A 12,372-nucleotide genomic window follows, 5' to 3' on the forward strand; every position below is an offset into this window, starting at 1 on the left:
GCCGCGGGCGTCGGCCCCTTGTGGGGGACGACGCCCGCGGCTGTCGGGGTGCCCGGGTCAGGCGGAGTAGCCCCGGCTGGTGATCCAGTTGGCCAGGTCGATGGTGGTGATCCAGTACGACGGGTCGGCCGGGTTCGCCGAGTCGGCGATCCGCACGGTGCGACCGTTGTCCTTGTAACCCACGACGGCGACGTAGTGACCGCCACCGTAGGAGTGCCAGCCGCCGTCGGTGTCGGTGGCGTCGCCGACGACGTTGGCCACCACGCCCCGGCCGTCGGTGATGGCCCGGACGACGTCGGCCTGGAGCCGGTCCATCTGTGCCGGGCTGGGCGCGCCGGGGAACATCCGGGTCCGGTACGGGGAACCCTTCACCTCGGCGTTGAGCGCCCGGGTGGTGTCCTCGGCCGAGTTGGTGCCCATCTCGGTGGTGCCCAGTTCGGCGGCGAGTTCTTCCTGGGTGCGGTCGATCCCGCTGGCGCTGAGCGCGTTGCGGGTGGCCGCCGGGCCGCAGTTGTAGTACGTGTTCTGCGCCTCGTACTCGTAGTCGAGCACCTTGGTCGCGGGCGGCTTCGGCGGTGTCGGCTTACGGGTCAGATCCGGGTTGCTGCTGGCCTTGGCGGCGGGCGCCGCGGCGCTGGTGGCCGGGGCGGCACTGGACGGCGCGGCGCTGGCCAGCGGGGACGCGTCGCCGTGGGAGGTGGTGGTGGTGTCGCTGCGCATCTCGGCGACCGTGGTCGCGGTGCGCTGAGCGGCCGGGGCGTCGTCGGCGACGGTGAGCAGGGTGCCGGTGGTGGCGGCGAGCACCAGGGCCGCGGCGGTGGCGGCGACGATCTGGTACGGGCGCTCGGTCGCGATGCGGCGGAGCTGGCGCTGCATGGTGTGCTTCACGGGGTCCTCCACGGATCGGGGGGAGAGCGGCACACCGGGGCGCGACCGGTGTCCGGGCAGGCGCCAGCGCGCGGACCGTGGTCCGCGGATGGTGAACCGCTCAGGGGAACGCCCGGCACGGCCGGGCGGGAGAGGCGATGACCCGGGGGTCAGCTCACCGTCACTGGACGGATGAGCGGGGGCACCGCTGCGCCGTGGAGGCGAGGGAACAGCCGAGGGGTGGAAAGGTGCTGCACGAGTTTGGAACTCCTTCCGACACCGCCTACCGGGTTAGCTGACGGATTCGGGCGGGAAGATCGCCCTACCGCGGGCCGTGGCTCGCGGATTCACCCCGGACTTACTGATGGGTCCCCGGTTCGTTGATCACGATTGAGCGGGTCGGCGCGGCGTCGCCTCTTGCGATCGGTTACCGCACCGGACGGGACGACACTACTGGCCCATCCACACCCTGCCAAGCCGGCCTCACCTGCGTAAACCTCAATTGGTGCCACAATTTCTGCGCGTATTGCCGATGACGTGACTCGATGGGACAACCGGTTACGGCGACGCCTACGGTCGACAACCGGACAGGCCGCCGACAATGCGGCCACGATCCCGGGAAAAATCGAGCCGATCGTGCCGGACGCCCGATTCGCAAATCCCGTGACCGGGCTCACATAACGGATCGGGCGCGAAGGGCACGGGCCGGGAGCCGGCGTGCCACGACGGCGGGCCGGGGCACCCCGCGCACCAGCCGGCGCACGGGTGCCGGGCTGGGCCGCAACCGGGCAACCGCCGCGGCCGCCTCTGCGGCGAGGGTGCGCGCCGAGGAGGCGGCCAGGTCCGCATCCCGCCAGGCGGCCCGCTCCGCCGTGGCCGCGGCCTGGTAGTCGGCCAGCCTCGCGTCCCGGATCACCCGGCTGAGCAGTGCCTCCTGCTCGACCGGGTGCCGCCGGGGATCCCAGCCGCGCCGACGCCCGAAGACGTCACCGAGCTGCGCCATCGTCAGGTCGCCCCGCCAGTACGCCGCCGTCGCCGCACGGTGCAGGTAGCGCTCCCGGGACGCGTACTCGGCGGGGGTGCGGGGGGTGTCCGGGCTGGGCAGCGCCCCGGACCCCGCGAAGCGACGCGCGGCGGCGTCCGCCTCGTCGTACCGCGTCCAGGCCCGTTCCACCTGGTCCTGAGCCGTCAGCCAGGCATCCCGTCGCCGCCCGGCCGTCCTGGCCGCGCCGGCCGCGGCGACTGTCACCTCCTCGGCGTACCGGTGCCTGTCGACGGTGTCGGCCGCGGCCACCTCACGGGCGGTCGGGACGGGCGGCGGCGGGTCGTCGGTGAGCCGGTCCCGTTCGGGCCGGGCGACCAGCACGGCGAGTACGCCGAGCGCCAGCAGGAACAGGGCCGACCAGATGGCAGCGGCCTGCGGCACCTCGGTTACGAACTGGTAGAAAACGACTGTCTCCATGGGCGGCACCTCGCGGAGGAAGCAGAGCGATGGGAGCCCCACCGGCCGCCCGGCCACGGCGGGCCAGGGATCGGCGGGGTGCGGAGCTGGTGGGTCGACAGGGCGCGGCGACGGGACGGCGTGTCCCGGAGGGCTCAGCGCCCGGGTGGTCCCCGGGGCGGCCAGCTGTGCAGACCGTCGACGAGCGGCAGCCGGTCGGACCCGCTCGCGCACACCGGCAGCACGCCGATCGCGATGGCGCCCAGGCCGCCGGGGAGAGCCGGTGGCGCGTCGACCGACCAGGCCGGGAAGGTCTCCTCGGCGACATCCGCGGTCGGCGCGGCGCTCACGCCCGACGCGGCGCTCACGCCCGACGCGGCGCTCACGCCCGACGCGGCGGTCGGGTGCGACGGTGGCACGGCGGCCGAGGCCGGACCTGCGCCGAGCGCCAGGGCCGCGACGACGGCGAGGCTGGTCAGCACCCGTGTCGCCCAGCGCGCCACCCACCACAGCGGACAGGTGAACGCGACCGGAAGCACGTCCCCACGCTACCGTCGCACCGGCGCCTGCCGCATCGACCACGGGCGTGTCGGCGCACGCCGCGCCGACACGCTGACCTGGGTGGACGGTGTCAGCGGGTGTCCGCGTACGTTGATCGACTGTCGGTCTGGTCGGGCCCACCGGTGCGGCCGGTCCGGTCGGCGTCGGCGGCCTGGGTCGCGGCTGTGCGTTGTCCGGGCACGGACACCTGTCGGGCCGGACGGCGCGGTGCGAGCCGGCGCATCATCGGGGTCTCGACGAAGCGGTGCAGCAACCCGGCGAGGATCAGGTTCACCAGCAGGAAACCGAGCACCACGGCCGGGCCGCGCCAGCCCGGGAAGCCGGTCCCCCAGTCACCGCTGAAGCGCAGCACGCTGGTCATCACCAGCACGTGGACCAGGTAGAAGGCGAACGAGACCTCGCCGAGCCAGACCAGCGGCCGGGACCGCCACGGCGACCGCCGGCCGCGCACGTCCGCGTCCGCCGCGGCGGCGATCACCAGCAGGTACGCGACCGCGAGCAGCGTGGTCCACAGCTCCGCGGGGATCCACTGTGCGGCCACCGCCCAGACGCCCACGAAGATCAGGCTGGCCCAGGCCAGCCCCGGGCCACGCCAGAGACCCCGGCGCATCAGCTCGGCCGCCACCGCGCCCAACCAGAACTCCAGCGACCGTACCGGCGGGAAGATCTGGGTGAACCACCACCGGCTCACCTCCGGCACCAGGTGCTGGGCCGGCCAGAGCGCGAGGATCAGCAGGGGCAGCGCGACGATCAGCACCACGAGCAGCTTCGGCCGGGCCCGGCGCAGGAACGGCAGCACCAGCGGCAGACACAGGTAGAAGAAGAACTCGCAGGACAGCGACCAGCTCACGGTGTTGATGCTGTAGAACCAGCCCGGCCGGGGGTCCCAGGCCTGCAACAGCAGCACGTTCTCCAACGCGGCCGCCGGCAGGACCGGGTCGGCGAACCACCAGGCGACAAGCACCGTCGCCCCGAACAGCACCAGGTGGTTGGGGTAGATCTTGGCAACCCGCCGCCGCCAGAAGGTGCGCCGGGAGTCGCCCTCGCGCGCCGACCAGACCAGCACGAACCCACTGAGGATGAAGAAGAACTGCACCCCGGACAGGCCGAGGCTGAACAGCTTGTCGACCACGGCCTTGTAGTCCGGTTCGGCGATGATCCGCATGGTGCCCGCGTGGAAACCGAAGACCAGCAACGCGGCGATCCACCGCAGCCCGGTCAGCGAGGGCAGCCGGGCCGGCGCGTGGCCGGGCCGGGCCGTGGACACCGCGTCGACGCTCGTCATGCGGGGATACCGAGGCTTGGCAGGGTCACCAGCACGTTCGTATCCTCCTCGGCGCGGCGTGGACGACGCGACGGCGACGCCCGCGACGACCCGGCAGGGCCGCACCCGGGGCACCCTACCGGGTCACTCCCGGGTGAACCGGACGCGTCCCGCCCGCCGCGGGCCCGGTCCCGCCGGTCGTCGTTAACCTCCCGCTGGGCGGGAGTTCAGCGACTCCACCATCGTCGGCCACTTCCGGTTCCGGGACCGGTCACCCGGGTCGTCGAACCTGGCGGGCGTGGTCAATGAGCCGACGCACGCACCGCTGCTGAGTATCGTCGTGCCCGTCTACGGCGTCGAGGCGTACCTGTACCAGTGCCTCGAGTCGATCCGGGCCGGCATTCCGGCGGGTGAGTCGGACGCGGTCGAGGTGGTCGCGGTCGACGACGCCTCCCCGGACGGCTGCGGCGACATGCTCCGCTCGTACGCCGCCGACCACGACGGGGTCCGGGTGGTGCACCTGAGCAGCAACGTGGGTCTGGGCCTGGCCCGCAACGCCGGGCTGGACGTGGCCGCCGGCCGGTACGTCTGGTTCGTCGACAGCGACGACTGGTTGCCGCCCGGCACGATCGCGGCGGTGCTGGACCGGCTGCGCCACCACCAGCCCGACGTGCTGATGCTGGACCACCTGCGGGTGCACGAGGACGGCCGGCGGGAGATCGACGCGAGCAGCCACCTGCTGCGCGGCATTCCCGGCGTGACCCGTCTGGACGACCAGCCGCGGCTGCTGCGGGTGCAGCACACCGCCTGGAACAAGGTGGTCCGCCGGGACTTCCTGGACCAGTTGGAGCTGCGGTTCTTCCCCGGCTGGTACGAGGACATCCCGTTCAGCCACCCGCTGCTGATCGGCGCGGAGAAGATCTCCGTGCTGGACCGGATCTGCTATCTGTACCGGCAGGGCCGCCAGGGTGCGATCACGTCCACCCGCAGTGGCCGGCACTTCGACGCGTTCGACCAGTACGAGCGCCTGTTGGACTGGGTCGCCCGCCGGCACCCGGACGAGGGGTTGCAGGCCGAACTGTTCCAGTTGATGATCAACCACTACCTGGTGGTGGTGGGCAACGACGACCGGCTGCACCCACACCTGCGGCGGGACTTCTTCCACCGGGCCGCCGAGCACTACCGCCGGTACCTGCCCACCGGCGGCTACCCGCTGCCGTCGGGCGTGACCGGGCTCAAGCACCGCCTCGTCGGGCGCGGCGACTGGTTGGCGTACTCGGCACTGCGCCAGGCCCACCGGGTCGCCGGCCGCCTGCGCCGCAGTGCACCCGCGGGTGCCGGCGCGGCCGGTGCGGTAAGCGCCGACGACGACCCGGGGCGAGGGGCGGACGTCGCCACGACGCGCGACGTCGGCACGGTGACGGATCGGCGTGACGCGTTCGCCGGGGGCCGCCTGCCGTGACCGCGCCCACCACACACCACGCCGGGAGCCGGGTCGGCTCCCGGCGCACTGGTCTTCCAGGTCGTCCGCCCGCCGGGTGGACGACGACAGCAGCACCACCGCACGCGGGTGCGGGCAAACCTGAGCAGAGGTCGGAATGACGGCGACAATCAAGATCGGACCGCACCTGGTCGGTGCCGGGGAGCGACCGTTCGTGGTCGCCGAGATGTCCGGCAACCACAACGGCGATCTGGGCCGCGCGCTGGCCATCGTCGACGCGGTGGCCGACAGCGGGGCGCACGCCCTGAAGCTCCAGACGTACCGGCCGGACACCATCACCATCGACGTCGACACCCCGGCGTTCCGGATCTCCAGCGGGCACGAGTTGTGGGGCGGGGAGAACCTCTACCGCCTCTACGAGCGGGCGCACACCCCGTACGAGTGGCACGCCCCGATCTTCGGACGGGCCCGCGAGCGTGGCCTGACCGTCTTCTCGTCACCGTTCGACGCGACGGCGGTGGAACTGCTGGAGTCGCTGGACGCGCCCGCGTACAAGATCGCTTCTTCGGAGCTTGTCGACCTGCCGCTGATCCGACTCGTGGCCAGCACCGGCAAGCCGATGGTGATCTCCACGGGGATGGCGACGGTCGCCGAGATCGACGCCGCGGTGCGCACCGCCCGTGCCGGCGGCGCGGCGGGCATCGTCCTGCTGGCCTGCACCGCCTCCTACCCGGCGCCGCCGGCCGACAGCAACCTGCGCCGGTTGCCGGTGCTGGCCGGTGCGTTCGACGTGCCGGTCGGGCTGTCCGACCACACGCCCGGCATCGGGGTGGCGGTCGCCTCGGTGGCGCTCGGCGCCTGCTTCATCGAGAAGCACGTCACGCTGGACCGGGCCGACGGCGGCGTGGACTCGGACTTCTCGCTGAACCCGGCGGAGCTGACCGCACTTGTCGCCGAGTCCGGCCGGGCGTACGCGGCGCTGGGTGGCACCGCGATCGGCCCGACCCCGGCCGAACGGGAGGGGCTGCGGTTCCGCCGGTCGCTCTTCGTGGTCGAGGACGTCCGCGCCGGTGACCAGGTGACCGTGCACAACGTCCGGTCGATCCGACCGGCCGGCGGCCTGCCCCCCGTGGAGATCGACCAGGTCCTGGGCCGCACCTTCACCACCGACGTCCCCCGCGGCACCCCACTGAGCTGGGACCTGATCTGACCCGGCTCGGCTCGGCTCGGCTCGGCTCGGCTCGGCTCGGCTCGGCTCGGCTCGGCTCGGCTCGGCTCGGCTCGGCTCGGCTCGGCGATCTTGCACTTTCTGTCCCGGCGAAAGGTGCGAAAGTCGCGATTCGGCGTCACAAAGTGCAAGATCGCGGAGCGGGAAGGCCACAGGACTGCGCCGCGAGGGGCGGGAAGGCTGCGGGAGGTCGGGTTGACCCGGAGGTGACGGGCTGCTGGGCCCCAAGCAGCAGAAAACCCCAGCCTCACACCGAGGCTGGGGCTCCCCTGCGTCTAGCCAACCTTGAGCGGTTTCCTGGCTGGAGGCTTGCGCCCGGCGGGGGTTGGCCTCGGTGGTGAAGGTGGCACGTACGTCACGTGCTCGGGCATCAGGAACAGGGAGCGTCGGGCTATCGCGTCGCCCTTGTCGTCGAGCTGGTAGCAGTCAACCCAGCACCAACCGTCGTAGGTGATCCAGTCGAGTTTCCTGATGACTCGGACGGTGATGGGGATCATGAACTGAACGCTTGCGGCCCGGTCGAGCCGGAGCAGGTCACCGGCCTTCATCCGACCTTCCTCGCCCGCCAGACCTTCAGAGTCCTGCCTGCTTCGCTCAGCCTGGGGCAGAAGCCGACGGGCGTGCAGCTAGGGCAACGTCTGCGGTTGTGACGGTCGACGACGAACCCCGCCATGATCACGGTAAAGGGCGGTTCGGGCCGATACTCCTCAAGCATCGTGCCGCCCGTCTCGCTGGTTGCGACGCTTGAGCACGTGCCGTCTGCTGCTGACCTCGTCCGGCTGTTCCCGTGGCACGGGAGGAACGCACGCTACGGGCTGATAGGCAGAGCGCTCCACAACGTCGATCGGTTCGGATGGTCGCTGAAACCACTTCCAACGGCGCATGAAGCTGCCTCCCGCAATCATGGCTGCGGCGGCGGCCGAGCTGCCGAACGTGCGAATCCATGTCGTGCCCGAAGACACTGGGCTCTACCCTGGCCTGCAAGGTGGGTTCATCCTGGCGAGGATGCCGGACGGCTCCACGCTCGGGCACATCGACAATCAGGTGCGTTCACAGACAGTCAGCGGCGGGCCGGAGATTGCTACGCTACGGGCGACGTGGGAGACGATCCTCCGGGCCGCTCTGCCTCGAAGGCTGTCTCTGGGCATGATCAAGGAAGCGGCAAAAGCATGGACATGACCAACGCCCGGTGGCGCAAGTCCTCACGGTCTGGCACCAACGGCGGTAACTGCGTCGAGGTGGCCGACAACCTCCCTGATGTCGTCGGTGTGCGAGACAGCAAGGACATCACGGGACCGGCTCTGATGTTCGGCCCGGCCCAGTGGCAAACTTTCATCGGCAGCCTCAGGGCTGACGCCTGAGCTGACCGCGCTCCGCAGAGGTCGACCTTCCAGGGTGTCCCATCTCCTGAGCAACCCTCTGCCAGGTGCCGAGCTGAGGTTTGAGGGTTTCGGCACGCCTGTCGACTTCGGCAGGTTCGATCTTGCCGAACGGTCGGCTCTGGGTGCGCTGGCGTGGTGCGATGCCGCTTCCGATGCTGAGGACTCCGCGCCGAGTCGGCAGGCTGCCGATCAGCAACGGGTCAGGTCGGAGATCCAGTCACGGGTCTGCTCACCAATCCGTCTCGGCTGGCTGCCCCTGAGCCGACATCAGCACCACGATCGCCAGGCGCAACTTCACCGGGTCCTGCGCGGTGGAGAAGACAAGGCACTAGCTTTCGTCAAGGTTTTCCGGTCGCCAGCCAGAGAGCATCGACAACGCGCAAGTCCACAGAACGAATAAAAACACGACGCCCAGCAGCATGGTCGATTAAATCCGCTACCAGACGGTCGGCGTGCTGGCGAGCAGCGTGGTCGGAAAAAGCCCATTCAGGTATCCAGAAGAGGTCGCCGGGGCCTCCTCCCAAAGCCTCGTCGAGGCGATCGAGAGCATCGGTGGCTACCTGACTGAACTGGTAGAGACGATCGTCCGGAAAATCGGCGTCGGTTCGCTCGGCAATAACCCGGAAATGCCAGACCGCATCCACGGCAGCGAGTCTGGCGAAGCCCTCCAGCGGCCCGTCGTACCACTCGAGAACGATGGCCCGGTCGACCACCACCTCCGCCACCGACATGCCCGCCAACTGCTGAGCAGCATTCATCGTGTCCGTCCGAAGAGTTGATTGAAGGCTCGCGCCACATCCGACGTGACCGGTTTGGGCAGTTCCAAGGTGTGGTGATCGGGATCGTTTCTCGTCGGCGTGGGATGAACATTGAACCCAGCGTCTTCGATTTGTTGACGGGTTGCCGTCATCGCGTCGTCTGGGTTGGCCGAAAGCCGAAGGTTGGACTGTGGGGTGGTTACTGACACCCCATGTGGGAACCGTCCGGTCGCCTCGGCCGCTTCGGCCTGCTTTGCCAAGCGCCCAGTGCTCTCCCAATTTGTGCCCCGCCTGACGAACGCGTCGTATGGCGCGAGCCCAAGCGGGTCGAACCTCTGCAGCGGGTTCGATACGTACGCGTGGGGATCGGGTCCCGCGTCGAGGCCGAGAGGATCGATGGAGGCGTAGCGACCGCTGTCGGGCTCGTAATACCGGAAACAGTTGTACGAGGCACCGGTTTCTGGGTCGTGGATCTGCCCGGGAAAACGCAGCGGACAGTCTGTGCCCGTGGCACTGCCATGGGTCGGGATTCCCCAGATGGTGGTGCGCTGCCGCCAGGCGACGTCGCCGTCCGGGCTGACGAGTTCGGTGGGCGTGCCGACCAGGTCGGTGACGATCGCGTAGAAGCGGCGGTCCACCTCGTCCTGATCGGCGAAGCCGTCGGTCTGGGAGATCGGGGTGAATGTACCGGGGGCGTATTCCCAGGTGCTGGTCTTGTCGCCGTCGTCGCCACGACGGGTCTGCTCGATCAGGCGGGGGCCGTCCCAGACGAAGTCGACCTGCTCGACCACGCCGCCGTCGGCGTCGAGGCGCTGCTTGGCGATCCGGCGGCCGAGCGCGTCGTACCGGTAGCGCCAGCGGGTGCCGTCCGGGGTGGTGACGGCGATCAGCCGGTCCTCACTGTCCCAGGTGTATCGCCAGTTCGAAGGCTTGGTCGAACGTTCCTTGCGTTGCCGCAGCGTCATCCGGCCGGCCGCGTCGTACTCGTAACGCACGCCCCCGGCCCGCGTGATCAGCGTGCCGGTGTACTCCCGCTCACCCCGGGCCGCGCCGGCGTCATTCGCACCGGGCCAGGCCGCGCTGGCGATGGTGCCGGCTTCGTTATAGGCGTACCGCTCGGTCCACTCGGCGGCGTGCACGGCGGTGATCCGGCCTGCGCTGTCCAGCTCCAGCTGGCGTTCGCCGGTGAGGTGGTCGGCGATATCGGTCAGATAACCGTCGGCGCGGTACCGGTAGGCCCGGTGGGCGACGAGGTCCGGGACTGCGGCTGGCCCCGCCGGACTCGCCGTGAGGATCTGGGAGAGCAGTCGGTGGTTGGCGTCCCAGCTCTGGGTCAGGGCAAGGCCGCCGACCGTCCGTCTGGTCTCCCGCCCGGCCGCGTCGTGGGTGAAGCTGACTGTCGCGCCGCCGGTGCGCAGAGCGACCGGCCCGTGCCCGGCGTCGTACTCCCAGGTGCTTTCCACGCCCGACGGGGTCCGCCGCTGGGTCTGTCGGCCGAGCAGGTCGTAGGACGAGGTGACCACCTGCCCGTCTCGGATCTCGGCGAGCACCCGACCCAACGGGTCCCGCTCGAGCCGGAGATCAACCTCCGGTGAGACTGCGTGCAGGAGCCGGCCAGCCGGGTCGTATCCGTAGGTGGTGGTGCCCTCGGTGGTGCGTTTCTGCACGACGTTGCCCAGCGGGTCGCGGACCAGCTCGATGCTCTGCCCGGCGCCGTTGGCCCGGGTCACGGCCTGACCGGCGGCATCGTGCGTGTACGCCTGGGTGCGGCCGTTGAAGTCGGTCTCGGCGACCAGCCGCCCGGCCGGGTCGTAGTCGTAGCGCCAAACCAGCCCTTGCGGGTTCGTGACCGTGGTGAGGCGCAGCTCGGTGTCGTAGGCGAACGCCAACCGGGCGCCGTCTGGGCCGGTGCGCGCCGCGGGCAGGTCGAAGTGCCCGATCTCGAACTCGGTGGTTGCTCCGGTCTGGTCGGTGTGGGTGACCAGGTTGCCTTCCGGGTCGTAGGTCCACTCCTCGCTCGCCCCGTCCGGGGTGCGCCGCCACGCCAGCCGCCCCTCGGTGGTCCAGCCGAGGCGGGTGGTGCCGCCGAGCGGGTCGCTCACCTCGACAACCCGTCCGGCGGAGTCCCGCCGGGAACGTGTCGTCGCGCCGGTGGGATCGGTGACCGAGCTGATCAGCCCGGTCGGGTCGGCGGTCACCCCCGAGGTGTTGCCCAGGGCGTCGGTCACCTCGGCAAGGTGGCCCGCCTCGTCGTACGCGTAGCGGGTGATCGCGCCGACCGGGTCGGTGATCACGGTCAGGTTGCCGCGTTCGTCGTACTCACGCCGCCAGATCGCACCGTCGACGTCGGTGACCACAACCGGCTGACCCAGATCGTTGTACGACGCCGTCGCGCGGGTGTCGTCCGGGCGGGTGACCTCGACCAGGTTGCCGTCGTCATCGTAGGACCAACGAGTCGTCCGCCCCAGCGCATCGGTCTCGGACAACTTCCGATCAAACCGATCCCAGACCGTCGTGGTGACGTTACCCAACGCATCCGTGACCCGTTCGGCCTGCCGCAACTCGTTGAGCGCGTAGACGCTCGCGTGGCCCAGCGAGTCGACAACAGTGGTGGTCCGGGCTTCGGTGTCGTAGCGCAGCAGACCCGTCAGATACCCGCCGGTGCCGGCGGTGGCGACGCAGCGGCCGTCCTCGTCATAGGTGTAGCGGTACTCGGTGCCGTTACGATCCGCCCACCGGGTGACCCGCCCGTCGATGTCGTAGTCGAACCGCAGCGGCAACCCGGAGGAGTTGACCACCTCGGTCAGATCACCGGCCTCGTTATAGCCGAACCGGACCACCTCGGTGTCGGTGTCGTCCCCGGCGAGGTCGAAGCCGACGATCCGGTTCTCCTGCGTGCGCACCCGGACCCGGTAACCACCGGAGTGCAGCAGCTCGGCGGGTGCTCCGCTGTCGTCGTGCCGCACATCGACCCGGTGACCATTGCGGTCCGACAACGCGACAAGAGGAAGCTGGCCCGCCAGGCTCCCCGGCACCGGCCCGAAGTGCCACGTCCACCCCGATGCCGGATTGGTGACCTGGTAGGTGCCACCCTCCGGGTCCTGCACCAACGGCCAACGCGGCCCCTCCGTCGGCAGCCGGTCGACACGACCGTCCGCGCCGACCGGGTAGATCAACGTCATCCCGTCGGCCGTGGCGACGTACACGCCGGTGTCGTCGACCTCGATGCGCTGATCCAGCGTGGAGGCCCACGACCGGCCGAACCAACTCCCCATCCGATACGACGACAGATGCGTCCGCGACAACAGCACCGGCAACGCACCAGGCAACTCGACGTCAGTCTGGGTGAGCACCATGTCACCACAGGCGATGTCGATCGGGTCCAGCCGGGCCAACCGCTTGATCGCCTCGATGCCATTGGCCCGCGGGT

11 protein-coding genes and 1 riboswitch are annotated in these 12,372 nt (G+C 70.3%); of the genes, 4 read left to right on the forward strand and 7 right to left on the reverse strand.

Annotated features, from left to right (window positions below):
• Positions 1–57: 57 nt before the first annotated feature.
• The 4 genes from ACGFIQ_RS32540 to ACGFIQ_RS32555 all read right to left on the reverse strand — a co-directional run bounded on the left by ACGFIQ_RS32540 (position 58) and on the right by ACGFIQ_RS32555 (position 4,154).
• Positions 58–900 (reverse strand): C39 family peptidase, encoded by an 843-nt coding sequence (locus tag ACGFIQ_RS32540; RefSeq protein WP_393249552.1) that lies wholly within the window; start codon positions 898–900, stop codon positions 58–60.
• Between the two features lie 232 nt (positions 901–1,132).
• Positions 1,133–1,274, reverse strand: a riboswitch (cyclic di-AMP (ydaO/yuaA leader).
• A gap of 266 nt (positions 1,275–1,540) precedes the next feature.
• The gene (locus tag ACGFIQ_RS32545) at positions 1,541–2,329 is read right to left on the reverse strand and encodes a hypothetical protein (protein ID WP_393249554.1); all 789 of its coding nucleotides are present in this window, start codon (positions 2,327–2,329) and stop codon (positions 1,541–1,543) included.
• Between the two features lie 134 nt (positions 2,330–2,463).
• Positions 2,464–2,847, reverse strand: a complete 384-nt coding sequence (locus ACGFIQ_RS32550) for a hypothetical protein (RefSeq protein ID WP_393249556.1) — start codon at positions 2,845–2,847, stop codon at positions 2,464–2,466.
• 92 nt (positions 2,848–2,939) lie between these two features.
• Positions 2,940–4,154: an acyltransferase family protein gene (locus ACGFIQ_RS32555; protein ID WP_393249558.1), complete on the reverse strand. Its 1,215-nt coding sequence runs from the start codon at positions 4,152–4,154 to the stop codon at positions 2,940–2,942.
• 277 nt (positions 4,155–4,431) lie between these two features.
• Between ACGFIQ_RS32555 and ACGFIQ_RS32560 the strand changes: the two genes are divergently transcribed.
• Together ACGFIQ_RS32560 and pseI are read left to right on the forward strand one after the other, a co-directional pair.
• Positions 4,432–5,595, forward strand: a complete 1,164-nt coding sequence (locus ACGFIQ_RS32560; protein ID WP_393249560.1) for a glycosyltransferase family 2 protein — start codon at positions 4,432–4,434, stop codon at positions 5,593–5,595.
• 136 nt (positions 5,596–5,731) lie between these two features.
• Positions 5,732–6,784, forward strand: coding sequence for a pseudaminic acid synthase (pseI, locus tag ACGFIQ_RS32565; protein ID WP_393249562.1), 1,053 nt, complete (start codon positions 5,732–5,734; stop codon positions 6,782–6,784).
• A 293-nt stretch (positions 6,785–7,077) separates the two neighbouring features.
• Here the strand turns inward: pseI and ACGFIQ_RS32570 are convergent, their stop codons facing one another.
• Positions 7,078–7,350 (reverse strand): hypothetical protein, encoded by a 273-nt coding sequence (locus ACGFIQ_RS32570; RefSeq protein WP_393245797.1) that lies wholly within the window; start codon positions 7,348–7,350, stop codon positions 7,078–7,080.
• Positions 7,351–7,684: 334 nt separating this feature from the next.
• Here ACGFIQ_RS32570 and ACGFIQ_RS32575 point away from each other — a divergent pair, with 334 nt between their 5' ends.
• On the forward strand, positions 7,685–7,981 hold the full coding sequence (locus ACGFIQ_RS32575; protein WP_393249564.1) for a Scr1 family TA system antitoxin-like transcriptional regulator: 297 nt from the start codon (positions 7,685–7,687) through the stop codon (positions 7,979–7,981).
• Entirely contained in the window at positions 7,972–8,163 is a 192-nt protein-coding gene (locus ACGFIQ_RS32580; RefSeq protein WP_393249566.1) for a DUF397 domain-containing protein, read from the forward strand. The genes ACGFIQ_RS32575 and ACGFIQ_RS32580 overlap by 10 nt, the downstream gene beginning before the upstream one ends.
• A 359-nt stretch (positions 8,164–8,522) precedes the next feature.
• On the opposite strand, the gene ACGFIQ_RS32585 is transcribed toward ACGFIQ_RS32580, so the two are convergent.
• The gene (locus ACGFIQ_RS32585) at positions 8,523–8,942 is read right to left on the reverse strand and encodes a hypothetical protein (protein ID WP_393249568.1); all 420 of its coding nucleotides are present in this window, start codon (positions 8,940–8,942) and stop codon (positions 8,523–8,525) included.
• Positions 8,939–12,372: DUF6531 domain-containing protein (locus ACGFIQ_RS32590; protein WP_393249570.1), on the reverse strand; the 3,434-nt coding region annotated here is incomplete at its 5' end. The genes ACGFIQ_RS32585 and ACGFIQ_RS32590, both read right to left, overlap by 4 nt.

It is taken from the genome of Micromonospora sp. NPDC048898 (assembly GCF_043198035.1).
Lineage (GTDB): Bacteria > Actinomycetota > Actinomycetes > Mycobacteriales > Micromonosporaceae > Micromonospora.